Annotated in this window: 24 protein-coding genes; 20 read left to right on the forward strand and 4 right to left on the reverse strand. The window is 33.9% G+C overall.

Features of this window, described 5'->3' with window-relative positions; translation table 11 throughout:
• Nucleotides 1-400: 400 nt before the first annotated feature.
• Both mbcS and LC076_RS06310 read left to right on the forward strand, forming a co-directional pair.
• Nucleotides 401-1,984, forward strand: coding sequence for an acyl-CoA synthetase MbcS (gene mbcS, locus LC076_RS06305; protein WP_226667016.1), 1,584 nt, complete (start codon nucleotides 401-403; stop codon nucleotides 1,982-1,984).
• A gap of 300 nt (nucleotides 1,985-2,284) precedes the next feature.
• Nucleotides 2,285-3,874 carry an amidohydrolase gene (locus LC076_RS06310; protein ID WP_226667017.1) on the forward strand — a complete coding sequence of 530 codons (1,590 nt, stop codon included), beginning with the start codon at nucleotides 2,285-2,287 and terminating at the stop codon, nucleotides 3,872-3,874.
• A gap of 106 nt (nucleotides 3,875-3,980) precedes the next feature.
• Here LC076_RS06310 and LC076_RS06315 read toward each other — a convergent pair whose 3' ends face one another.
• The gene (locus tag LC076_RS06315; RefSeq protein WP_226667416.1) at nucleotides 3,981-4,784 is read right to left on the reverse strand and encodes an NAD kinase; all 804 of its coding nucleotides are present in this window, start codon (nucleotides 4,782-4,784) and stop codon (nucleotides 3,981-3,983) included.
• A 466-nt stretch (nucleotides 4,785-5,250) separates the two neighbouring features.
• On the opposite strand from LC076_RS06315, the gene sppA reads away from it, so the two are divergent.
• The 9 genes from sppA (at nucleotide 5,251) to LC076_RS06360 (ending at nucleotide 13,701) form a co-directional block, all read left to right on the forward strand.
• The gene (gene sppA, locus LC076_RS06320; protein ID WP_226667021.1) at nucleotides 5,251-6,258 is read left to right on the forward strand and encodes a signal peptide peptidase SppA; all 1,008 of its coding nucleotides are present in this window, start codon (nucleotides 5,251-5,253) and stop codon (nucleotides 6,256-6,258) included.
• A gap of 12 nt (nucleotides 6,259-6,270) precedes the next feature.
• Nucleotides 6,271-6,798 carry an RDD family protein gene (locus LC076_RS06325; protein ID WP_226667022.1) on the forward strand — a complete coding sequence of 176 codons (528 nt, stop codon included), beginning with the start codon at nucleotides 6,271-6,273 and terminating at the stop codon, nucleotides 6,796-6,798.
• A gap of 212 nt (nucleotides 6,799-7,010) precedes the next feature.
• Nucleotides 7,011-7,670 carry a DUF2953 domain-containing protein gene (locus LC076_RS06330; RefSeq protein WP_226667024.1) on the forward strand — a complete coding sequence of 220 codons (660 nt, stop codon included), beginning with the start codon at nucleotides 7,011-7,013 and terminating at the stop codon, nucleotides 7,668-7,670.
• A 59-nt stretch (nucleotides 7,671-7,729) separates the two neighbouring features.
• The gene (ytfJ, locus tag LC076_RS06335; protein ID WP_226667026.1) at nucleotides 7,730-8,206 is read left to right on the forward strand and encodes a GerW family sporulation protein; all 477 of its coding nucleotides are present in this window, start codon (nucleotides 7,730-7,732) and stop codon (nucleotides 8,204-8,206) included.
• A 366-nt stretch (nucleotides 8,207-8,572) separates the two neighbouring features.
• Complete coding sequence (gene tpx, locus LC076_RS06340; RefSeq protein WP_226667028.1) at nucleotides 8,573-9,073, forward strand: thiol peroxidase; 501 nt, start codon at nucleotides 8,573-8,575, stop codon at nucleotides 9,071-9,073.
• Between the two features lie 389 nt (nucleotides 9,074-9,462).
• Nucleotides 9,463-10,452: a class I SAM-dependent methyltransferase gene (locus LC076_RS06345; RefSeq protein ID WP_226667029.1), complete on the forward strand. Its 990-nt coding sequence runs from the start codon at nucleotides 9,463-9,465 to the stop codon at nucleotides 10,450-10,452.
• Nucleotides 10,453-11,033: 581 nt separating this feature from the next.
• Nucleotides 11,034-12,221 (forward strand): acetate kinase, encoded by a 1,188-nt coding sequence (locus LC076_RS06350; RefSeq protein ID WP_226667031.1) that lies wholly within the window; start codon nucleotides 11,034-11,036, stop codon nucleotides 12,219-12,221.
• Between the two features lie 117 nt (nucleotides 12,222-12,338).
• Nucleotides 12,339-13,196 carry an EcsC family protein gene (locus LC076_RS06355; protein ID WP_226667032.1) on the forward strand — a complete coding sequence of 286 codons (858 nt, stop codon included), beginning with the start codon at nucleotides 12,339-12,341 and terminating at the stop codon, nucleotides 13,194-13,196.
• A complete protein-coding gene (locus tag LC076_RS06360) occupies nucleotides 13,189-13,701 on the forward strand; it encodes a molybdenum cofactor biosynthesis protein B (RefSeq protein ID WP_226667033.1) in 513 nt (170 codons plus the stop codon). The genes LC076_RS06355 and LC076_RS06360 overlap by 8 nt, the downstream gene beginning before the upstream one ends.
• 304 nt (nucleotides 13,702-14,005) lie before the next feature.
• On the opposite strand, the gene LC076_RS06365 is transcribed toward LC076_RS06360, so the two are convergent.
• Nucleotides 14,006-14,323, reverse strand: a complete 318-nt coding sequence (locus LC076_RS06365) for a hypothetical protein (protein WP_226667035.1) — start codon at nucleotides 14,321-14,323, stop codon at nucleotides 14,006-14,008.
• A 240-nt stretch (nucleotides 14,324-14,563) separates the two neighbouring features.
• On the opposite strand from LC076_RS06365, the gene LC076_RS06370 reads away from it, so the two are divergent.
• The 8 genes from LC076_RS06370 (at nucleotide 14,564) to LC076_RS06405 (ending at nucleotide 22,774) form a co-directional block, all read left to right on the forward strand.
• The gene (locus LC076_RS06370; RefSeq protein WP_226667036.1) at nucleotides 14,564-15,763 is read left to right on the forward strand and encodes an argininosuccinate synthase; all 1,200 of its coding nucleotides are present in this window, start codon (nucleotides 14,564-14,566) and stop codon (nucleotides 15,761-15,763) included.
• Nucleotides 15,760-17,136: an argininosuccinate lyase gene (argH, locus tag LC076_RS06375; RefSeq protein ID WP_226667037.1), complete on the forward strand. Its 1,377-nt coding sequence runs from the start codon at nucleotides 15,760-15,762 to the stop codon at nucleotides 17,134-17,136. Before LC076_RS06370 ends, argH begins: the two co-directional genes overlap by 4 nt.
• A gap of 79 nt (nucleotides 17,137-17,215) precedes the next feature.
• A complete protein-coding gene (locus LC076_RS06380) occupies nucleotides 17,216-17,374 on the forward strand; it encodes a hypothetical protein (RefSeq protein WP_226667039.1) in 159 nt (52 codons plus the stop codon).
• Nucleotides 17,375-17,675: 301 nt separating this feature from the next.
• A complete protein-coding gene (locus LC076_RS06385) occupies nucleotides 17,676-18,437 on the forward strand; it encodes an SDR family oxidoreductase (protein ID WP_226667041.1) in 762 nt (253 codons plus the stop codon).
• A gap of 216 nt (nucleotides 18,438-18,653) precedes the next feature.
• On the forward strand, nucleotides 18,654-19,775 hold the full coding sequence (gene ald, locus LC076_RS06390; protein ID WP_226667042.1) for an alanine dehydrogenase: 1,122 nt from the start codon (nucleotides 18,654-18,656) through the stop codon (nucleotides 19,773-19,775).
• 414 nt (nucleotides 19,776-20,189) lie between these two features.
• Nucleotides 20,190-20,882 carry a metal-dependent hydrolase gene (locus LC076_RS06395; protein ID WP_226667043.1) on the forward strand — a complete coding sequence of 231 codons (693 nt, stop codon included), beginning with the start codon at nucleotides 20,190-20,192 and terminating at the stop codon, nucleotides 20,880-20,882.
• A 127-nt stretch (nucleotides 20,883-21,009) separates the two neighbouring features.
• Nucleotides 21,010-21,249, forward strand: a complete 240-nt coding sequence (locus LC076_RS06400; RefSeq protein ID WP_226667044.1) for a hypothetical protein — start codon at nucleotides 21,010-21,012, stop codon at nucleotides 21,247-21,249.
• A 208-nt stretch (nucleotides 21,250-21,457) separates the two neighbouring features.
• On the forward strand, nucleotides 21,458-22,774 hold the full coding sequence (locus tag LC076_RS06405) for a CBS domain-containing protein (RefSeq protein WP_226667046.1): 1,317 nt from the start codon (nucleotides 21,458-21,460) through the stop codon (nucleotides 22,772-22,774).
• A gap of 166 nt (nucleotides 22,775-22,940) precedes the next feature.
• Here the strand turns inward: LC076_RS06405 and LC076_RS06410 are convergent, their stop codons facing one another.
• On the reverse strand, nucleotides 22,941-23,231 hold the full coding sequence (locus tag LC076_RS06410) for a YtpI family protein (RefSeq protein ID WP_226667047.1): 291 nt from the start codon (nucleotides 23,229-23,231) through the stop codon (nucleotides 22,941-22,943).
• A gap of 350 nt (nucleotides 23,232-23,581) precedes the next feature.
• Here LC076_RS06410 and LC076_RS06415 point away from each other — a divergent pair, with 350 nt between their 5' ends.
• Complete coding sequence (locus LC076_RS06415; protein WP_226667048.1) at nucleotides 23,582-24,520, forward strand: DHH family phosphoesterase; 939 nt, start codon at nucleotides 23,582-23,584, stop codon at nucleotides 24,518-24,520.
• Nucleotides 24,521-24,624: 104 nt separating this feature from the next.
• Here LC076_RS06415 and LC076_RS06420 read toward each other — a convergent pair whose 3' ends face one another.
• Nucleotides 24,625-24,813 (reverse strand): hypothetical protein, encoded by a 189-nt coding sequence (locus tag LC076_RS06420; RefSeq protein ID WP_226667049.1) that lies wholly within the window; start codon nucleotides 24,811-24,813, stop codon nucleotides 24,625-24,627.
• Nucleotides 24,814-25,355 lie beyond the last annotated feature (542 nt).

The raw sequence follows: 25,355 nt of genomic DNA on the forward strand, positions 1-25,355 counted from the left end.
TGTATTCCCAGCCTTTGAGCCTCATTCTAAAGACGGTGAATTGACTTAATAAAAACTTTAGATAAAAACAAAAGTTCAACATAACCCTTATTTTTTTTAAATAAAGGCTATGTTAAAGCTTAATGTTGATTTTTAGCACTTTGTTGATTGGAGTGAAAGGCATGAGACTCCTGCGGGAGAAGCGTGTCAAAGGGAGACCCCACAGGCGCTTGCGCCGAGGAGGCTTCCGGACCGCCCGCGGAAAGCGAATGCCTGTAACGGAAATCAACAACAAAGTTTAACAGAGCCAAAATAAAATAAACTAATTACAACATTCCTCATTAAAACATAGTAGTAATATTTAAAAGATTGGAATAATTATGTATACTATGAGTGTACAAACATAAAGGAGGGGAAATAAATGGTTAAAGAAGAATTGCTTGCACCATCAAAATATAATCTTGTAGAAGAGATTGAAAAGTATGCAGCAGATCCAACGAAAGTTGCTCTGAGATTTGAAAATGAACAAGGTGACAAAAGTGAAATTACATACCATTCTTTAATTGAAAGAGTAAATAAAATTGGAAACGCTTTAATTAACCAAGGTCTAAATACTGGGGATACAGTACTTGTTGTCATTCCTCGAATGATCGATGCTTATGCAGTATATTTGGCTGCCTTAAAAGCAGGTCTAGTCGTTATCCCTAGCTCTGAAATGTTGAAAACAAAAGACTTACAATACCGAGTAACACATGGTGATGTAAAGGCAGTTATTAGTTATGGACTTTATATAAATGAATTTAAAGATATAAGAGAGTTTAATAGATTGAAAAAATTTGTTATTAATGGCAATGATGCTGAGTGGATGTCACTAGAAAATATGATTGCAAATGAAAGCAGTGAGATGAATACTGCTGAAACATTGGCTAATAGTATGGCTTTTTTATCCTATACTTCTGGTACAACTGGCAATCCTAAAGGTGTCGTTCATACACATGGATGGGCTTATGCTCATTTAAGAACTGCAGCTAAGAATTGGTTAAGTATCAATGAGGAAGATACCGTATGGGCAACTGCAGGTCCAGGTTGGCAGAAATGGATTTGGAGCCCCTTCTTATCTGTTTTAGGATGTGGTGCGACAGGGTTAATTTATCAAGGAAAGTTTGAACCTGATAAATATTTGCAGCTCTTAGATGATTACCAGGTGAATGTTTTATGTTGTACACCTACTGAGTATCGTTTGATGTCAAAGGTTGAGGAGCTTGACAAATATTCTCTCTCTACATTACATAGTGCTGTATCTGCTGGTGAGCCATTGAATCGGGAAGTTATTGATACTTTTCAGAAGCATTTTAATGTGAAAGTACGTGATGGATATGGTCAAACAGAAAATACTTTACTTGTAGGGGTCATGAAGGGCATGTTAATTAAACCTGGATCAATGGGGAAGCCAACACCAGGTAACGACGTGATCATTATTAATGATGACGGCAAACCATGTGAAGTTAATGAAGTAGGTGATATTGCTGTTCATAAAGATACTCCTGCTTTATTTAAAGAATATTATAAAGATACCGAAAGAACATTAATGCAATATAGAGGGGATTACTATATAACCGGTGATCGAGCTAGAATGGATGAAGATGGATATTTTTGGTTTGAAGGTCGAATGGATGATATCATCATTAGCTCTGGTTATACAATTGGACCGTTTGAGGTTGAAGACGCGCTTGTTAAACATCCATTTATTAAAGAATGTGCAGTTGTAGCAAGTCCTGATGAAATTAGAGGAAATATTGTTAAAGCGTATGTTGTTCTAAGAGATCCATCTTTGTTAATAGATGATCAATTAATTGCTACTTTACAAAAGCATGTAAAGGAATTAACAGCTCCATATAAGTATCCTCGAGAAATCGAATTTATTGATGAATTACCGAAAACAACTTCAGGGAAAATTCGTCGTATTGAATTAAGACAACGAGAGCTTCAATTAAAACAAGCTTAAGTAAAGCCAGGATTTTCTTCCTGGTTTTTTATTTTTGACTATGTAAAATCTCATAGTTAATTGGAGTGAAAGGTGTAAAAGTCTTGCAGTATGAATATTGAAGAAGTTCAATGACTTTATAAAATATTTCCAAAATATAAACTTTTCTGGTAGTGTTTCATATAAATTGAGTGTTTTTTCTACATTACAATGTTGGGGAAATTATTAAGATAGTTTCTAACCTATAGTTGAGCATGTTAACTTTTTTGAATAGGTCATGGTATTAATTTATCAATTAGTAGTTATACGGAGGAATAGAGATTGGGAACTTTATGGTATGGAGGAAATATATATACATTAGAATCTGAAGGTTGTAAAGTAGAGGCTGTTTTTTCAAAAGCAGGAGAAATTTATGATACCGGTAAATATAATGAACTACTTGATCGTTATAAAGAAGAAATTACGGAATACATGAATTTAAAGGGAAAAACAATGATACCGGGGTTAGTTGATAGCCATATGCACTTAATTGGTCATGGAGAAAAGCTAGTAAGATTGGATTTTTCTCAAACAACGAATTCAGATGAGATATTACAAACAGTAAAAAATAGAGTTCAGCAACTTAACCCAGGTCAATGGGTGATAGGTGAGGGCTGGAACGAAAATCAATTAGAAGATCAAAAGATTTTACATCGAACTGAATTAGATGATGTAGCTCCAAATCATCCAGTGTTGTTGAAAAGAATATGTAGACATGCAGTTATTGTTAATACAAAAGCACTAGAACTAGCCAACATCACAAATGAAACAATCGATCCATCAGGTGGAGTCATTGTGAGAGACTCTACCAATGAACCAACAGGCTATTTGCTTGATCAAGCTCAGGAGCTAGTTTTTGATGTTGCACCTTCATCTACAAAAGGAGAACTTATTTTAGCACTTGAAACTTCTATAAAAGATTGCTACAAAAAAGGTCTCGTAGGTGCACACACAGAAGATTTATCTTATTATGGTGGATTAGAAAAAACTCTTAGTGCCTTTGATGAAGTGTTATCAAAAGGTTTAAAATTTCGCACGCATTTACTTGTGCATCATCTTATCGTCGATGAATTTCAAAACAAAAAAAGAAGTCTAGGTAAGTATGGAGAATTTGGGGCTATGAAAATTTTTGCTGATGGGGCATTAGGTGGAAGAACAGCTCTTTTAAGTTTTCCTTATGACGATGATCCAACAACAACTGGTGTTGCTATTCACTCAAAAGATGAATTGGCATTATTAGTTCAAAAAGCAAGGAGCTATAAAATGGAGATTGCCGTTCATGTTATTGGAGATTTAGCTTTTGAGTGGACTCTTGACGTGATTGAGGCTAATCCACCTGAACCTGATCAACATGATCGACTAATACATGCTCAAATATTAAGAGAAGATTTAATTGCTAGAGCAAAAAGGTTACCGATTATTCTAGATATACAGCCCCGATTTGTTGCAAGTGATTTTCCATGGGTATTTGATAGAATTGGTCTAAATAATATGAAGTCTTGTTACGCTTGGAAAACATTATTAGAAGAAGGAATTCCATGTGCTGGAGGATCTGATGCTCCTATAGAACCAATAGATCCGTTATTAGGTATCTATGCGGCTATTACAAGAGAAAGTTTATATGATTCTTCAGGGACAAGTTATTTTCCTGAACAAAAGCTATCTATTTATCAGGCGGTAGGTTTGTTTACTAAAGGAAGTGCATATGCCATTCATCATCAACATGATCGAGGAATGATAAAAAAAGGTTTTGTAGCTGATTTTACAGTTTTTGATCTAGATATTTTTAACCAATCAGCAGAACATTTATTGCAAACAAAAGTAATGATGACAGTAGTTGATAATGAAATTATGTATCAACATAATGAGTAAGCAAATAAAACAGGAAGCAAATCTGCTTCCTGTTTTATTTGTGTTGGTTGTTTGCTTCAATGTGAAAAAGTTAAATTATCACGTTTTTATTCAAAGTTACAAAATGTTACAAGAATGATCTTTTCACTTTTTCCCAGAAAGAATTATCTTTCAGCTTAACGGTTTTGATTGCTTGATCACTCAAACTATATTCTAATTTTAAAACATTTCGAACACTTAAAGCTTCATTGTCCATTCCGATAACAGGATAATCATTACCATCTTGTACAATCTTTAACGTAAGTTTTCTTTTATCACTTAAAATAAACGAAGAGCCTAGTGTTCGGTATAAATTATTATTTAAAGAAGCCAATTCACTAACTTGTATGCAAGGAAGCATTGGATCAACAACTGCTCCATTCACTGATTTCGTGTAGCCTGTACTTCCTGTAGGTGTAGCAATTAGCATACCATCTCCTCTAAATGTCTCAAAATGAAGATCATCAATGAAAACATCTATGGCAAAAGTCTTAATAATACTCGATCTGATAGAACATTCGTTTAAGCATTTAAATGTAGCTAAATCGTCAATTTTCACTTCTAAAACAGGATAACGTCTTACTTCAATTTGTGATTCATTCATAGCTTGAATCATTTTTTCTTGTTCATCAATATGAAAATCACAATATAAGCTTAAAGTTTCATCTACTGATACACCTGCATATAAACAATCTGTTCTAAAGTTCGTTTTACGGACAGCCTGTAAAAATGCTCCATCTCCACCAATACTGACAACTATGTTTGCAGTACTCACATCATCGACAATTGTAAATTTATTATCCTTCGCAAATTGAATTAAAGAGTCGATTTTATCGATGAGGTTGTCCTCTTTTTTATAGAAAAAATATATATTCTGTCGATCTGGCATAATGAATCCTCCTTATGATATGTAAAATCTCCACATTTTTCCTTAAAGGTGTTACAATACTTTATGTTGTTTAGTTTACCACTTTTAGATATTTAAATGTTCCAAGAAGCAATAAATTTGAAACTAAAAGATTATTCTCTTTTCTTATCTAGAATTTCATACTTTGTTACATCTTCTTGAGGCTGGACATAACGTAGTAATTAATAAAAATTCTGAACAAATTAATAACATAGCGGAGTATATTTCAGGAGCGTCGTAACTACACCTCCACCATTGTTCGGTTTCTATGTTGTTAAAATACTTTTGTTCCAACCTCATCGTGTAGTTTTTCAGATACTAATTATTTGAACACTATGCAAAAATAATATAAAAGGAATAGTATAGATAGAAAAAGAGTTCAAATGTAGACTAAATATGTGAATTAAATGCAAATAGCTAAGTTTCATGAAGGTAAAGGAGGAAGAAAGAGATGAATGGTAAACGGTGGGGAGCATTAGGGCTCGCGGCAGGATTATTTGTCATTTCAATTATTATCAGCTCATCCATGTTTTTTGTAAAACAAAGTGATATGTTTAGTGAAGCATTTGCTGCTTCTAACAGTGATTTTACTGAGGAGGTTATCGAGGAAGGATCTTCTACTGACAAGATTCTTGTTTTAAATGTAAATGGTGTTATACAGGATACAGGTGAAGATGTAGCTTCTTTATTTAGTACAGTAGGATATCAACATCAAACGTTTTTAGACATGGTTGAGGCAGCTGGAGAGGATCGTCATGTTAAAGGTGTAATAGTACGCGTTAATTCACCTGGTGGTGGTGTTGTTGAAAGTGCAGAAATACATAAAAAACTAACTGAATTAAAAGAAAAAAGTAAAAAACCAGTTTATATCTCAATGGGTACAACTGCAGCTTCAGGTGGGTACTATATTGCTACAGCAGCGGACAAAATCTTTGCAGCTCCAGACACATTAACAGGATCTTTGGGAGTGATTATGCAGTCTGTTAACTATGGAGAATTAGCGGAGAAGTATGGAGTGAAATTTGAGACAATAAAAAGTGGCCCATATAAAGATATTTTCTCTCCAACACGGGATATGACTGAAGAGGAAAGAGAGATACTTCAGACAATGGTTGATAATGCCTACAAAGGATTTGTTGAAGTCATAACAGAAGGTCGTCCATTATCAGAACAAGAGGTAAGAAAAGTAGCGGATGGTCGTATTTATGATGGAAGACAGGCAAAGGAAATAAATCTAATTGATGAATTAGGTTATTTAGATGATACAATTTTGGCAATGAAAAAGGACTTGAAAATTGAAGATGCTCAAGTTGTTGAATATGGAAAAGCGTTAGGTCTTGATCGCTTCATCTCTATGGGTGCTTCGAAAGTGTTCAAGGATGATATTGAGTTATCGAATTTATATCAATTTATCGCTCAACCTAATTCTCCAAGACTTATGTATCTGTATTCTGAATAAGGGGGGACTATGATGGATGCAACGTTTGAAGGTTCAGAAAAGGAACAATCCTATTATGACTCTGAATCTATTGTTAAAACCACTTCGGATTATAGCCAATTACTCGCAGGATTTTGGATACGTTTCTGGGCATATCTTGTTGATCTCATAGTAATTGGAAGCGTCAACCGTATTGTTCTCTATCCAATATTTGAACTGTTAGACTTAAATACTAATAATAAATTTATCTTCTCACCAATATCAATTACAACGGCTATTATCTTTTTTGCCTATTTTGTGTTGATGACAAAAATAACGAATCAAACGTTAGGTAAAATGATTTTCGGATTAAAAGTTGTATCTTTAAAAGAAGAAAAATTAACATGGGGAACAATTATTTTCAGAGAATTGATTGGAAGATATATTTCAAAATTTATTTGGGTCGGCTATATTATTGTTGCTTTCACACCAAAAAAACAAGGTCTACATGATCTATTCGCTGATACTCAAGTCATTCATGAAAGACTTTTTGCGCAAAAATCACATTCAAAAATTGCTTGATAAACTATGTTTTTAGAACCCTGCTAATATAATTAGCAGGGTTTTTGTGTGTGTAAAAAGCAAAGACAGTTGAAAAAACATGAATCCTTAGGTGTGAAATCTTTGTAAATATTCTAAAACGAGCTCTTTATTAAGAGGTTTATTTTATTTAGTAGAAGGTGATAATGAAAAATTGAAAGGGTGTGATCATACTGTTCTGGGTTTATAGTATTTTGTTGCTATTATTTGTTCTATTTCTCATAATCATTTTGACCAAATTAACAATTATCCTTGATGTCATTCATGTTGGTGATAATGATCATATTAAAATTAAAATAAAAGCTTGGTACGGTTTATTAAGATACACGATTAAGATACCTTTCGTGAAAATTGATGATCAAGCCAATATTATTATAAAAGAAGAGCAGAAAATGGGGGATGAATCATCTACTAACGAGGGTTCAAAAAATAAAAAAAAGATAACTCCAGAAGAAGAAGTAAAAGCAATTCATGACATAAAAGAAATTGTACAGCATGTTGTAGGAATACATAAAATAGTGCAACGATTTTTAAGGAAAATAAAAGTGAGGCAATTTATTTGGCATTCTCAAATTGGGATAGGTGATGCGGCACATACTGGACTAATTACAGGTGTTGCTTGGTCAATAAAAGGTGTTGTCATTGGAATTGTGGGAGAATATATGAAACTAAAAACAACACCAATAGTGACGATTACACCCGAATTTAATCTATTATGTTCAAGAACAAAACTTCAATGTATTTTTCAGTTTCGAATCGGGCAAGCTATTTTGGCAGGTATACAGTTCCTCAAATACTGGAAAGGTGGGCGCCCAGATTTAAAAAGTAAGCCTTTTTCCTTTTTTGCTAACTAGTGATTGTAGTATTTGATGGGCAATGACCGGTTTTAAAATTGTTAAAGGAGGCTACATATATGAGTGATCATCCAATTCAAGGCTTAATGAAAACAGCAATGGAGAATTTAAAGCAAATGATTGATGTTAATACAATCGTTGGCGATCCAGTAGAAACACCAGATGGTAGTGTTATATTAACCGTATCAAAGGTAGGATTTGGATTTGCTGCAGGTGGTAGCGAATTCAATTCTACTGGAGCTGAAGAAGGAGATGGAAAGTCTCCTAAGTTACCATTTGGTGGAGGAAGTGGTGGTGGAGTTTCTATCACACCTATCGCATTTCTAATCGTCTCATCAAGTGGCGTTAAGATGCTTCATTTAGACGAAAATACTCATTTATATGAGAAAATACTTGAAGCTGCTCCACAAACAGTTGAGAAAATTCAAAGTCTCTTTAAAAAGAATAAAAGCAACAATAACAATAGCAACGGAAAAGATGACCCAGCAGAAGATGTAGATTTTAAATCAGAACAAAAGAAAGATCTTGATATTTAATTTTCATAAAAAAGGTTCAACGTTCATATATGCGTTGGACCCTTTTATTTCTATGAAATATATATTTGCATAAACTTAGTGGAATGGAGCGGAAGACAATCGACTCCTACGGGAATTGAGGAAAGGCTGAGACCCCGCAGGCATGCCGAGGAGGCTCAGTTTCCTCCCCGTGGAACGCGAGTGTCTGCAGCGCAATGGAACGAACTTTTTTCTTTCAACTTAACTGAATTTAGATTTATTCGTCTTTGTGTATGATTTCTTTAATTATATCCCAGTCTCTTTGCTTGAAACATAATAATTGATAATTCTGATATGCTGGGCTATATTTACACTGTACATATATTTTATTTAAAGGAGGATTTTAGTATGGCATCTATTACATTTAAAAATAATCCTGTTACATTGTTAGGTAATGAAGTGAGTGTTGGTGATCAAGCACCAGATTTTACAGTTTTAGCAAACGATTTATCACCAGTTACATTAGCGGACACAAAGGGTAAAGTACGTATTATCTCTGTTGTTCCGTCGATTGACACAGGAGTATGTGATGCGCAAACTCGTCGTTTTAACGAAGATGCATCAACTATTGACAATGCAGAAGTATTAACCGTAAGCATGGATTTACCTTTTGCACAAAAAAGATGGTGTGCTTCTAATGGGCTTGAAAATGTAAAAACTTTATCTGATCATCGAGATGCTTCATTTGGAGAAGCGTACGGTGTTCTTATCCAAGAGTTACGTTTATTAGCACGTGCTGTGTTCGTTGTTGATGGAAATGATCAAGTAACATATGTTGAATATGTAAGTGAAGCGACTAATCATCCTAATTATGAAGCTGCAATTGAGGCTGCTAAAGCTGCTCAATAATCTTACTATCGTGTTGTTAAAAAGGCACTTTTCTAAAAAAATTGTTGCTAATTGACGTCTTTATCTGTTGAAACTAGTGTACTATTGCTTAAAAGGTACGATCTGTAAAAGAAAAGATAAGCTAGTCTTTATATAGTGTTGTTTCCATCAGGTGTCTAAAAACAACAAAGTTTACGAAAATAGCTTATTAAAAAACTGTCCTGAATTAATTAGGGGCAGTTTTTTTCTTGTTTTTTTAAAAATATTTCTTTCGGTAGGATAGTTATCATTTATTCTACATGAAAAATTTGTCCTTTTATGACCTAATTCCACTAATGTTGTTTTCCTTTGACTATAATAAGAACTATGTCTAGAATTAAAAGAGGTAAACGGCTAGGAGGAGTAAAAGTATGCAAACACTTTCAAAGATAGAGAATTTATTTACAGTAATAAATGAGACTGCTGAATTAATTGCTAATGAAGCTCAAATCACCTATATTGAGGCAGTAGCTGAAACAGGCGAAAATCTTTTTCATAATTCGATTCTTCAAGATAATCTTAGTGAAGTAACAGTAAAAAGCTTGAAGCGAAAATATGAGACGATTCAAGTACATACATATGATAAAGAAGAGTTTCGTAAAGCTTATCAACTTGCCATTCTCAAAGGATTAAAAGAAGGAGCACATCCAAATCATCAAATGACACCTGATACAATAGGATTATTTCTAGGCTATCTCGTGAGTAAGTTTTTGGGAAAGCAGAAGGAAATGACTGTATTAGACCCAGCAGTAGGAACTGGGAATTTATTAACAGCGATATTAAATTATCTTTCGTTTGAGAAGATAGAAAGCTATGGAGTAGATGTTGATGATCTTCTAATAAAGCTTGCGTATATAAATGCTAACCTTCAAGAACATCCGATTAGCTTTTTCAATCAAGATAGCTTAGAACGTTTATTAATTGACCCGGTTGATATGGTTGTTTGCGATCTACCTGTTGGTTATTACCCAAACGATATAGAGGCTGCTAAATATGAACTTAAAGCAGATGAAGGATACTCATATTCACATCATTTATTTATAGAGCAAAGCTTAACACATACGAAAGAAAATGGTTATTTATTTTTTATCGTACCTAACTCTCTTTTTGAAACAAAAGAAGCACCAAAATTAAACAAATATTTAAGGGAAGTTGCTATTATTCAAGGCTTTATTAAACTACCTGTTTCTTTATTCAAAGATGAAAAACATGGTAAAAGTATTCTCATTCTTCAGAAAAAAGGTGAAGATAGTGTTGCTCCAAAGCAGGCATTACTTGCAGAATTGCCAAGGTTTTCTAATAAAGAAGCAATGAACTCTATCATGAAGAAAATGGATGATTGGTTTAAAGAGAATAAATAAGACAGAGAAGAGCCTAAATAAGCTCTTCTTTTTGTGTTGTAAATGTTAAACTTGGTTGTTGTTCCGTAACAAAAATGTTGCTTTTCCGAGTGATAAGTATTTTTTGTTAGGGTAAAGGATAAAGAAAAAGGACAATGACTGACTTAATCCTTAATCATAGAGATTCGGGCCTTTTTTTTCATTTTACATGTTTCTTTTAGATAAAGTCTCATATATTCAGCTCAAATCAACAATTAGCTTCAACATAATCATATTTTAAAAGGAAATGAGAAAAAATAGTGTGTAAACGTAACCATTTAAAGATTATTAACGAAAGAATAGTTTGAATTATAAGAATTTTGACTGTAACCGATTGCAATTTCATCAAGTTCTTGAAATGTCGAAATGTCAGTGTTTAAATGGAAAAGGCAGATAATAATCAGTGGCTTTTTGCAAAGACTAAATGAAGTAGAGAATAACGAAAATGAGCAGATCTATAACACATGATTTTTATCATTCGTTTCATGCTCATGCAATTTGTATTACATATACATTCTAGAATAAGTATTATGGTGATTTGAAATAAAAAGGAGCGATATAAAATGGCAAAAATTATTGCAATTAATGCAGGTAGTTCATCATTAAAATTTCAACTTTTTGATATGCCAAGTGAAAAAGTGTTAACAAAAGGATTAGTAGAAAGAATTGGGATAAATGACTCGGTTTTTAGTATTACAGTAAATGATGAAAAACAGACAGAGGTTTCTGATATTCCAGATCATGCAGTAGCAGTTAAAATTCTTTTATCTAAACTTACTGATTTAGGTATTATAGAGTCATTAGATGAAATCGAAGGAATAGGTCATCGTGTTGTTCATGGTGGAGAGATCTTTAATGATTCAGCAATTATTACTGACGATACATTGAGTAAAATAGAAGAGCTCTCAGATTTAGCACCACTTCATAATCCGGCTAATATTGTTGGAATTAAGGCATTTAAAGAGGTGTTACCTAATGTAGAAGCTGTTGCTGTGTTTGATACGGCGTTTCATCAGACTATGCCTGAACAATCATTCTTATATAGTCTACCTTATGAATATTATGAGGATTATGGCATTCGTAAATACGGTTTCCATGGTACATCACATAAATATGTTTCAGAACGTGCAGCAGAAATTTTAGGAAGACCTGTTGAGCACCTTCGTCTAATATCCTGTCATTTAGGTAATGGGGCAAGTATTGCGGCAATTGAAGGTGGAAAATCGATTGACACATCAATGGGCTTCACACCACTTGCAGGAGTTGCAATGGGAACAAGATCTGGTAATATTGATCCAGCATTATTGCCATTTATCATGGAGAAAACAGGGAAAACAGCTGACGAAGTATTAGATGTGTTGAATAAGAAGAGTGGTATTTTGGGTATTTCTGGTCTTTCTAGTGATCTTCGTGATATCGAAAAGGCAACATCAGAAGGAAACGAACGAGCAAAAACTGCGCTTGAGGTTTTCGCAAGTCGTATTCATAAATATATCGGATCTTATGCTGCAAGAATGTCTGGTGTAGATGCGATTATATTCACAGCTGGTATTGGAGAAAACAGTACTGAAATTCGTGCGCGTGTTTTAAAAGGCTTGGAATTTATGGGGATCTATTGGGATCCAGCTCTTAATAAAGTTCGTGGAGAAGAAGCTTATATCAGCTATCCACATTCACCTGTTAAAGTAATCGTCATTCCTACAAATGAAGAAGTGATGATTGCGAGAGATGTTGTCCGTTTAGCAAAATAAAACGTTAATGAAAAAAGACAGTCGTTCAAACAAAACGACTGTCTTTTTATGTTATGATAAAGAAAACAGGTTCACCATAAAAGACCTACTTATTACGTTAATAAGGAGACATTACGGATGAATGAATCAGTACGTGAGGCAGCAATTTTAGCCGAAATATCTAGTTGGGAACAAGAATTACAAAATGATGTGAGAACAGATTTTCAGCGTACATTTAATCGCTGGGTAGACAGAAATATTGAGGAAATACCGAATCGAACGAAAACAATTATCTATAAAAAAATTGATGCTAGTCTTTTTAATTTGCATTCGTTTATTCAAAATTCCTTTATCCAACAAGATGCGAAGAAACAAATCCTATTATCTGCAAAGGCATTAAATGAGGATATTGTTACAATAAGTGATTTACATAAGCTCTCGATTAATCAACTCCATTATTTAGCTGACCTGCAAACATCCAAGCACAGACTCTATTCTTTCCTTCAAGGTGGTATAACAGGAACAGGCGGGCTACTATTAACAAGTGTTGATTTACCGTTACAGACGATTCTTAATTTACGAGCCATTCAAATGATATCCATGTGTTATGGATATGAAATCAATAATCCTTATGAAATGATGACTTCATTAAAATTATATCATGCCGCATTATTACCAAAGCATTTGCAATATAGCGGGTGGAGTGAGTTAAAAAAAGAAGTCAAGGAAGATCGATTTGCATATTTTTATGAAGGAAATGAAGATTTAGCAGATCCAAACAGTATGGATTATCTTCTGAAGCAGATAGCCAAATTGTCAGTGTTAGCTTTATTTAAACGAAAGTTGATTGCTGGAATACCGTTAGTAAGTATTATGATTGGTGCTGGAATCAATTATCAAAATACACGCCATGTTAGTGAATTTGCAAACAGATATTATCAATATCGATATATATCAGAGAAAAAGATGTACAATGATGGAGGTCAATATGAGTAGTATCGAGCATAAGAAAGAAGCTCCAAAGCATGTTAGGTGTAAAGTGATTACGATAAGTGATACAAGAAATGTAGATACTGATAAAAGTGGTTTGCTTATAAAAAATTACTTGGAACAGCACGGTCACGTAGTGGTTGATTATGAGATTGTTAAGGATGAAAAAACGCTAATTCGAAGTTCGATCTTAAAAGGCTGTGAAAAGAGAGAGATAGATGTTGTTCTAACAAATGGAGGAACAGGAATAGCGAAAAGAGATGTGACGATAGAAGCAGTTGAATCTTTAATTGAAAAAGAAATTCCAGGATTCGGTGAAATTTTTCGTATACTAAGCTATCAGGAAGATATTGGTTCAGCTGCAATACTTAGTAGGGCAGTAGCAGGTGTAGCAATGGATACTGCAATCTTTTCCATGCCAGGCTCTTCTGGTGCCGTGAACCTAGCAATGAAAAAGTTGATTCTACCTGAGTTAGGTCATGTTATACGTGAAGTGAAAAAGGATACATAATATGAGGCAGGGACATAACTTAGTAATTAACAAAAGTTTTGAGCAAAGTAATAGCTTAGCGTTGAGATATGCGTAGACTTCTGCGGGATGCAAAGCATCTGTAGGACCTACAACCATTGTTCAGTTACTATTTTGTTAAAATACTTTTGTCCCACCTCTAATTGAAGACTGTATTCGGTTTGTAGATTATGCATGAGTGTTCTACAGATTGATAGGTCTTTTTTTATTGTTTTTGCTTTAGTCTGTTTTCGAGAGCTCCTTAAGCCTGCCAAATCTTATTCAAGCGCTTAAGCTTGGCTTCTTATTATGTATGAATTCTGGAAGTGGAGATATGTTGTGATGTTCTATACCAAATCCATAAGTCATTTATTATTGAAGCCAAGTCAGAAATTTCCTCAGTTAATTCACAAGAGCGTTTGAAATTTTCTTCATCATTTAATTCCTCTTGTTTAAGGTTAATATTTTCTTCGAGTTCTGCAATTCTGTCAGGTATATGTCCGCGAATTCGTTCCCAGTCTGTTAATATGCGATTTTGAGTATGTAAACTATATGAGTCCCATTCTTGATCTAACTTTGGAAGGGATATTTTTAATCTAGGATTATAGGTGAAAAATTCATTCATTCCCATTCCTCCAAAAATTTTTTCATATTTATTGTACCATTAGTTGAAATATATACACGATTTATAAGTCGTGTTCGTGCAAATAAAGGGTAAATATTTATTTTTATACAAAAAATACGAGAAAATATGCAAAAATTCTATTGACGAAATGGGGAAAGAGTTGGTAAAGTGATACTTACATAGAAAATGTATTTTTATTAGTATATATTAATTTTTATACAGCTAAGGAGGAACAAATAGATGAAAAAAGTAGTTTTAGCATATTCCGGGGGTTTAGATACTTCTGTTGCAATTAAATGGTTACAAGAACAAGGATACTCAGTTGTTGCATGTTGTCTTGATGTTGGCGAAGGAAAAGATACAGCTTTTGTTCAACAAAAGGCATTACAAGTTGGTGCTGTAGAATCATACATGATCGATGCAAAAGAAGAATATGCAAAGGATTTTGCATTGCTTGCACTTCAAGCACATGCTTTATATGAAGGAAAGTATCCTTTAGTTTCAGCTCTATCACGTCCACTCATTGCCAAAAAATTAGTTGAAATTGCAGAAAAAGAAAATGCTGTTGCAATTGCACATGGTTGTACAGGTAAAGGAAATGATCAAGTACGCTTTGAGGTTTCTATTAAAGCATTAAACCCAGACTTAGAAGTTCTTGCTCCAGTTAGAGAATGGGGTTGGTCACGTGAAGAAGAAATTGAATATGCGATTAAACATGATATTCCTATTCCAATAAATTTAGATAGCCCATATTCAATTGACCAAAATCTTTGGGGAAGAAGTAACGAATGTGGAATCCTGGAAGATCCTTGGGCTGCTCCACCAGAAGGTGCTTATGATTTAACCGTGCCATTAGAAAAAACTCCTGATGAAGCGGAAGTTATTGAAATTCATTTTGAACAGGGTGTTCCAGTGAAAATTAATGACAAAGCATATCCTCTTCATGAATTAATTCTTGAATTAAACGAGATTGCTGGTAAACATGGTGTAGGAAGAATTGATCATGTTGAAAATCGTCTTGTAGGAATTAAATCTCGTGAAGTGTATGAGTGTCCCGGTGCAATGACTCTTATTAAAGCACATAAAGAACTTGAAGATTTAACATTAGTAAAAGAAGTAGCACACTTCAAACCAGTGATTGAACAAAAGTTAACAGAGCTTATTTATAATGGACTTTGGTTTTCACCATTAAAAAATGCTTTACACGCTTTCCTAGAAGAAACACAAAAATATGTTACAGGTACAGTACGTGTGAAACTATTTAAAGGTCATGCGATCGTTGAAGGAAGAAAGTCTGAATACTCGTTATATGATGAGAAGTTGGCAACTTACACGAAAGATGATGCGTTCGATCATAATGCTGCAATTGGCTTTATCGAGCTATGGGGACTTCCTACGAAAGTGAATAGCATGGTGAAAAACAAGAAGGTGGAAGTATGAAAAAACTCTGGGGTGGACGCTTCCAAAAAACCCCTGAACAATGGGTGGATGAGTTTGGCGCATCCATCCATTTTGATAAGGAATTAGTTGAGGAAGATATTACAGGTAGTCTTGCGCATGTCGAAATGTTAGGTAAATGCGGAATTATTTCTAAAGATGAAGCTGAAGAAATAACAAAAGGCTTAACAACACTTTTAGAAAAAGCAAAGAAAAATGAACTTACCTTTTCAGTTAACTATGAGGATATTCATCTGAATATTGAAAAGCTTCTAATTGATGAAATTGGTCCTGTTGGAGGAAAGTTACATACGGGTAGAAGTAGAAATGACCAAGTAGCTACTGATATGCACCTATATTTACGTAAACATGTTGAAATGGTTGTTGAACTAATTGAGGGACTTCAATCATCACTTGTGAATAAGGCAGAAGCACACGTAGAGACTATTTTACCTGGTTATACCCACCTGCAACGTGCTCAACCTATTTCATTTGCACATCATCTTATGGCTTACTTTTGGATGTTAGATCGTGACAAACAAAGATTTGAAGAATCCTTAAAACGTATTAATATATCACCGTTGGGATCTGCTGCACTTGCAGGTACTACTTTTCCAATAGATCGTGAGTATACAGCTGAAAAGCTTGGCTTTGAAGGAATATATGAAAATAGCTTAGATGGTGTTAGTGACAGAGATTTTATTATAGAGTTTTTAAGCAATAGTTCACTTATGATGATGCACCTTTCTCGTTTATGTGAAGAAATCATTTTATGGTGTTCACAGGAGTTTCAATTTATTGAACTTGATGATACTTACGCAACAGGTAGCAGCATCATGCCACAAAAGAAAAATCCGGATATGGCTGAGCTTATAAGAGGCAAAACGGGCAGAGTTTATGGAAATCTAATGTCATTATTGACTATTTTAAAGGGACTTCCACTTGCTTATAACAAAGATCTTCAAGAAGATAAAGAAGGTATGTTTGATACAGTTAAAACAATAGAAGGAAGTCTACAAATCTTCATTGGTATGATTGATACATTAAAAGTAAATAAAGAAAAAATGGAAAAAGCGACAAAAGAAGATTTTTCAAATGCAACTGAGCTTGCAGATTACTTATCAACTAAAGGAATGCCTTTTAGAGAGGCACATGAAGTTGTTGGTACATTAGTTTATCAATGTATTCAGTCAGGAATATATTTGAAGGATTTACCTTTTGAAGAATATAAAAAATCTTCTAACCTATTTGAGGAAGATTTATATGAAGTGATCAATCCATTTGAGGCAGTTAGAAAGCGTATGAGTGCAGGCGGAACAGGCTTTGAAATGGTGAACATTGCAATACAAAAGGCAAAAACATCGTTAGAAGGTTAAACAATTAAATTAACAGTATAAGCTTCTTTTTTTCAGAAACACTATATGTGTATAGTTGAAAATAAGGAGCTGAAAACTAGTGCAAGAAAGAAGAGTAACGCGACAAACCTACTACTATGACCATCTTGGTGAACAAGAAACAATGCAACAATTAACAGATTCTTATTCAAGTGGAGTTGTCGAACAGCAATATGATCCCAATTTTCTTCAAGAGCATTTTCAAGTGAGAAGAGACTAGAGGTATTATTTTATAAGCAAAAAACAGCTGATCTTTTATAAAAGATCAGCTGTTTTTTTATGTTTTTATTTAATATAGAATCAGAAAAATTTCCTTATCATCATTACAAAATGTTACAAGTTTCAAAACAAGTTTATTGTAAAATGATCATATTACTAGCACAATAGAATTGGTAACAAACTTATATTCTGTTTATTGTATAAGGAAGAGCGTTTTTTATATTGGCTATGTTCATGCCGAAAGTATTAAGAACAGTGTGAACTAGCTATCAATAAGGACAAGTTAGGGGAGGAAATTTATCGTGCGACATGCCCTTATTACTGCAGGATCTAAAGGGTTAGGAAAAAAAGTAACAGAAGAGTTTTTAAAAAATGGTTTTTCTGTGACGGTAAATTATCATCAAGATATTCAAGCTGTAGAAGAATTGAAACATACATATTCACATATGCTTGATCGGCTGCTTTTTGTTCAAGGAGATGTGACTAAAAAAGAAGATTTAACAAAAATAATACAATTAACGATCGAACGCTTCGGGCGGATTGATTGCTTAATAAATAACGCAGGACCATATATATTTGAAAGGAAAAAGTTAGCTGATTATTCAGATGATGAATGGTATCAAATGATTGAAGGAAATCTTAGCTCTGTTTTTCATTTATTTAAATTGGTCGTCCCGATAATGAGGAAACAACAATATGGGCGAATTATTACATATGGCTTTCAAGGAGCGGAATCATCACCTGGTTGGCTTCATCGATCAGCATTTAGTGCAGCAAAGGTCGGGCTTGTTTCGTTGACTAAATCAATTAGTATTGAAGAGGCAGAGAATGGGATAACAGCAAACATGATTTGTCCTGGTAATATCATTGGAGAAATGAAGGAAGCGACTATTGTTGAATCAAGAAATTTAGCTGATGCAAACACTCCTATTGGAAGATCGGGAACTGGCGAGGACATTGCACGAACATTGGCTTTTATTTGCCATGAAAATTCTGATATGATCACAGGTTCTATCATAGAGGTAACTGGTGGAGCTAATGTTATACATAGGCATCATATTTAATTACTGTTATTTTTTATCACATTGTTGTTAAGGTTTGAATATCTGAAAAGACTTCTTTTAAAAAGCCTAGAAAAGCGAATGGCTGTCTAGGAAATCAACAGCACCGATTAAAAGGTTCAAAAAATAGTAAATCTTCACTTACCTGACTTACTGCGTAATCATATGATAAATTACGGTCATACTGATAAGGACGCAAAAATGAAAGGAAGGATTTATATGAAGATTGGGATTCCTGCAGAAATAAAAAACAATGAAAATCGTGTAGCAATGACGCCTGCGGGTGCTTCTCACCTTGTTAAAACGGGTCATGAAGTTTATATAGAAAAAAATGCTGGATTCGGATCTGGCTTTTCTGACGAACAGTATATTGAAGCAGGAGCTCAAATTGTAAACACTGCACTACAAGCTTGGTCAATGGATATGGTTATGAAGGTAAAAGAGCCATTAAAAGAGGAATTCCAATATTTTAGAGAGGGACTCATTTTATTTACGTATCTACACCTGGCACCAGAGCCAGAATTAACAGTGGCATTAATCAATCATAAAGTAATTTCAATTGCATATGAAACAGTTCAACTACCAAATGGGTCACTACCACTTTTAACTCCTATGAGTGAGGTTGCCGGAAGAATGGCTTCACAGATAGGTGCACAGTTTTTAGAAAAACCTCGCGGAGGAAAAGGAATCTTATTAGCTGGAGTACCTGGAACTCAACGCGGTAAGGTCACCATTATCGGCGGTGGTGTAGCTGGCACAAATGCAGCAAAAATTGCTATAGGTTTAGGTGCAGAAGTCACAATTATTGATGTGAATCCAGAAAGATTAAGACAATTAGATGATATCTTTGGCAAAAATATCTCAACACGTATGTCAAACCCATTATCTATTTCAGAAGCTGTACGTCAATCAGATCTTGTGATTGGAGCTGTTCTTATTCCTGGAGCAAGAGCGCCGAAGCTTGTGACTGAGGATGATGTAAAATCAATGTCACAAGGATCTGTTATCGTTGATATAGCGATAGATCAAGGTGGGATTTTTGCAACAACTAATAAAATAACCACTCACGATAATCCAACATATGAAAAGCATGGAGTTTTGCATTATGCAGTAGCGAATATGCCTGGTGCAGTTCCACGCACATCGACCATTGCATTAACAAATGTAACTGTACCTTACGCAGTTCAAATTGCTACTAAAGGCTATAATAAAGCATGTTTAGAAAATGAAGCTTTGCTAAAAGGGATAAATACCTTAGGTGGTTATGTTGCTTATGAAGCAGTTGCTGAGGCGCATGGTCTGTCTTATACAGATCCACGAGCATTTTTATTAGGTATTTAATTCGTGTGAGCTTTATTATTTTTAAATATTTTATAAAATGTGTAAAAATTTGGATTTAATCTCTGCATCTTACTCCGGTAGCTTGTTTGTTTTTTTGAAGATTAGATCATCTTGAGAGTACAATTCACTGTCTATTAACTAAACGTAAATCAAGCCAATTTAGAACTGAAGGGTAGGGACCCTACAATCTAAATTGGCTTATTTACCTTGATTGTTCGATACGAATTTACATTAGCTTTTCTAGTTTAATATGTAACGGAATATGGGTATTATTTTAAGAGCAGAAAAAAATTTGAGTATTTGGCTATTGTTAAAGTTAATTTTGATTTTTAGTACTTTGATTCTTTTTAACATTTTCTTGCAGCAAACGAATGCCAGCAAAAACTAGCACTTAAGGAAAGTAGGGAAAATGAAATGAAAATATCTTATCATGGTCATTCTGTTGTACAAATTGCCACAATGGATAATAAAAAAATAATTATTGATCCCTTTGTAAAAGGAAATGGCTTAACCGATCTAAAAGTAGAGGAACTGGAAGTAGATGTAATCATATTGACTCACGGTCATAACGATCATGTTGGTGATACCGTAGAAATAGCGAAGAAAAATGATGCACTTGTTATCGCACCATATGAATTAGCGGTTTACATAGGGAAACATGGAATTAACGTTCATCCTATGAATATTGGAGGTGCTTATCAATTTGACTTTGGGACTGTGAAATTAACACAGGCCTTTCATGGTTCAAGCTATGAAGAAAAAGATGGTACTGTCATTTATACTGGTATGCCATCAGGGGTATTATTTACTTCAAATGAAAAAACGATTTATCATGCAGGTGATACTTCACTGTTTTCAGATATGAAAATGATTGGAGAGCATCATTCAATTGACTTAGCTTTTTTACCCATTGGCGATAATTTAACTATGGGTCCAGAAGATGCAAAGTTAGCAGCAGATTGGTTAAAGGCGAAGAAAGTTGTGCCAATCCATTATAATACGTTTGAGTTAATTAAACAGGATCCACAAATTTTTATTAATATGTTACCGGAAAATAAAGGATTGTTATTAGATGTTGGCGAAAAATATGACCTTTCACATACTTAAGAATTGATAGACTCTATTAGTAAGTTCAGTGATCATCTTATTTAGGAAGCGATAGAATCATTCGCTTCTTTTTTTTGTTGTACATGCATAAAGTGAATTATAGAAATGTTTTGAAAGGATGAGTGTTTTGAAAAATTTATTGTATGCTTTAATTGCCTTAATGATGCTTTATTATGGTCTACAACAAATTTCATTATCAGGTAATCAGATGCAAACTGTTTTTGCTATGAGTTGGTTATGTTTAGCTATTTTTGTTATAGGAGGTAACTTTGCCCACTATTTATATCATCCTAAAAAAGCTGTAACTGAGAAAAAATCTTACAAGCAATCACTTCAGAAGAAGAGACAACGACAAATGATGCGTTGATATAAGTTTCTTAGACCCTTATAATAATAGTGGATTCATATGTTATATTCAGTCAAAATACTACAATGTCATGAATTAGCATAATTAATTGAATGAAATATGACTGGTGAAATTGGTTCCTGTTAATCTAGCTGTTAACCATTATCAGCAAAAAGAATTAACTGAGCTAGTTATGATAAGAATTCACTATTATAAAGGGTGATGAAGCTTGGCTACAAAGCATGAGCAAATTTTACAATATATCACTTCACTTTCTGTTGGAGAAAAAATTTCTGTGCGTCAAATTGCAAAGGAAATTAACGTGAGTGAAGGAACAGCTTATAGAGCAATTAAGGAAGCAGAAAACAAAGGATACGTTAGTACAATTGAACGTGTTGGTACAATTCGGATTGAGACGAAGAAAAAAGAAAACTTTGAGAAATTAACTTATGCAGAAGTTGTTAATATTGTTGATGGACAAGTATTAGGTGGAAGAGCTGGTTTACACAAAACCCTAAATAAGTTTGTTATTGGCGCAATGAAGCTAGAGGCAATGATGAGATACACTGGTGCTGGGAATTTATTAATCGTAGGAAACCGGACAAATGCTCACCAATATGCGCTTGAGGCAGGTGCCGCTGTATTAATTACTGGTGGATTTGATACAGATGATCATGTAAAAAAACTAGCAGATGAACTAGAGTTGCCGATTATTTCGACAAGCTATGATACATTTACAGTAGGTACCATGATTAATCGAGCAATATATGATCAACTGATCAAAAAGGAAATTGTTCAAGTTGAGGATATCTTAACTCCTGTTGATAAGACAATTTGTTTATATACTAGTGATAATATTGCAACCTGGTATCAACATAATTATGAAACAGGACATGGTCGATTTCCAGTTATTGATCAAAACATGAAAGTACAAGGTATTGTTACATCAAAGGATGTTATGGGGTATGATCATGCAACAATCATCGAAAAAGTGATGACGAAAAGTCCAATTACGGTAATTGGAAAAACGTCTGTTGCTTCTGCTGCGCAAATGATGGTATGGGAAGGTATCGAAGTTCTACCTGTTGTAGATCAACAAAATCGTTTGCAAGGGATGATTAGTCGTCAAGATGTTTTAAAAGCACTACAAATGATTCAACGTCAGCCACAAATTGGTGAGAAGATTGATGATATTGTGACAAATCAGTTTGTCACAATAGAAGATGATACGAAAAGAAGTAGTATTTTCCGGTGTGAGGTAAGTCCACAAATGACAAATCATCTTGGAACGATTTCATATGGTGTGTTCACAACTCTTGTGACAGAAGCTGTGAACCGTTATCTTCGAGCTCAAAAAAAAGGCGATATTATCGTTGAAAATATAACAATTTATTTTATAAAGCCAGTACAGATGGAAACGATGCTTGAAATTCATCCGAGGATATTAGAGGTCGGTCGTAAATTTGGAAAGATTGACATAGAAGCGTTTAGTGATGGGGCAGTAGTTGGAAAAGCAATGATGATGGTTCAATTAATCGAACGTTAAAAATGGAAGCAATTTATAATGAGAGAAATGATCTTCCTATAAACAACAGACCTCCTAGATAGTCTAGGAGGTCTGTTGTTTATGGCTGAAGAATAAGAAAGCTTAGAAGCTTCTTTTTCTTTTCGATTTATGCTAATTAGAGTCTAAAACAAGGTTGTCTTGTATTTTATTGTGACTTCTTCGTCAATTGTGGTAAGTAGTGCCTATAAGCACGGTAACCAGCCCATGCACTTGCAACACCTATCACAATAAAGATAAGACCAATTACCAAAGCTAAAGTTGAACGAAATAGAAACATTTGATTGGCACCAAAAGAAGCGACAAAGATGCCTAATGCAATACTCGACTTAGATGAAAACCATCGTTTTTCTAATGTATCTTTTGATCTATAAGCTTTCATTTTATAAAACACATAAAAAGCTAATGAAACAACAATAAAGAAGACAAATACTGGCATAGGAAAACCTCCGAATGATAATAAGAAATAGTGAATAGATAAATTCCATATAAAAGTGTCACTCTATTTTAACATTTCTTAAGTGAAAATCTATTATTTAAAAGCTCTTTTCTGAAGGATTGTTGCTAATTAACCTAATTTCCTGCTAGGAACAATGTTTTTATCATATATAAGTACTATTCTAAGAAAAAAAGATGCCACAAGACTTTATACAGAGCTGTTTTCTTCAAATGACTAAAAGCAACAAAGTTTGTAAAAACAGATTTTTTCAAAAAAAGCTCGTGGATCTTTCTTTTACATTGTCTCTATTTATGCTTTAATAATTGATATAGAGAGCAAAGGAGAATAGGATGAAACAACAAATATTAGAAACAATCCGTCAAAATGATACAATTATTATCCACAGACATGTTCGACCTGATCCAGATGCATATGGTTCACAATGTGGATTAGCTGAGATACTAAAAACTTCTTATCCTAATAAAAGTATTTATGTGGTAGGTGAAACAGAGCCTTCATTAGAATTCCTTTATAAAATGGATATTGTTGCTGATGATATATACAATGAGGCATTAGTTATTGTATGTGATACAGCAAATCAGGCTCGTGTTAGTGATCAGCGTTATAAAACTGGAAAGTCAATTATTAAGATTGATCATCATCCTAACGATGATAAATATGGAGATCTTTTATGGGTTGACACTGAGGCAAGTGCAACAAGTGAAATGATTTATGAGTTGTTTTTAGCTGGAAAAGAAGAAGATTTAGTTTTATCTAAAAAAGCTGCAGAACTACTTTATGCTGGTATTGTAGGTGATACAGGTCGTTTCCTTTTTCCAAGTACCACAGAAAAAACCTTTCAGTATGCTAGTGCATTAATTTCAGAAGGAATTCAACCAACATCATTATATGATGAATTATATAAGACAAAGAGAAATGTCGCACAGTTGAGTGGGTATGTGTTACAAAATTTTACGTTAACCTCTTATGGTTCAGCACATATGAACATTACGAAGGAAATGCTACAGCAATATGATGTAACACCATCAGAAGCATCACAGTTAGTGAGTATTTTAGGTAATATTGATGGAGTTAGAGCATGGGCATTCTTTGTTGAAGAATCAAGTCAAATTCGTGTTAGACTTCGTTCAAAGGATATCGTTATTAATCAATTGGCTAAGAAGTATAATGGTGGAGGTCATCCATTAGCATCTGGCGCGTCTGTTTATAGTTGGGAAGAAGTAGAAAATGTGTTAAAGGATTTGGATCTCCTTTGTCAACAAAACTAAAAAATATGTATTGAGGTTCGGAATAAGGCTTTCCGAACCTTTTCCAAGGATTTTTTATTCGATGGAAAAAAGGCTATTTGAGCTTTGGGTCACTTTTGTAACGCTTACTTTTCTCTGTTTGGAATAAACCAAAAACCGAATTCTGTAGCATCTTCATAAACATCAAGTTGAAGAATACCAATCTCCCTTTTTATTAAATCAGCTATTTCGGGTGATTCTTCATATGCAGAGAAACCTTTTTTAATACTTTCTAGTTTTTCTTGGGCCAGTTTTCGATTATTCATGATATTCATTTTTGATCCCTCCTAGTTTTTAAAACACGTTCACTCTAGAAGATAACTATTCCAAAGTGGTTTGATAAAAATCACTTTCCTAAGCTTGAGAATAGCAGTTCTTTTACTACAATCAACTAAAACATAAAGCTTTAATACCCTAGAAAAGAGCTTTGAGAAATGTTTAGCTTATCATTCCTGAATCGAGGTTAAATTGGTGATGAATAAAAAATGTGAATGATGTGACAGAAAGTTTTTAAATAAAAACGTGGTGATAGGGTTTTAACGAAGATGAGGAAAACAAAGTCATGGTTCTTCTTATTTATTTCCTTGTTTTTCCTATTTCTATTTTATCAAAAAAATTGGGAATTGCGATAGAATTCTTAGAAATTACATGAAATTGTTACATTTATCCTATTCATTTTGTGTTCTATAGGTAATATAAAACTTGAATGGCAAAGATGAAACTACAGAAACTTGACTTCAGCTTCGAAGATATCATATCACTCTAATAATTCCACAGGCGTATCGCAGAGGAGGCTCCCGGACCGCCCACGGATGAA

Origin of the sequence: Metabacillus litoralis (assembly GCF_020524045.1) — a bacterium.
GTDB classification, from domain to species: Bacteria; Bacillota; Bacilli; order Bacillales; family Bacillaceae; genus Metabacillus; species Metabacillus litoralis_C.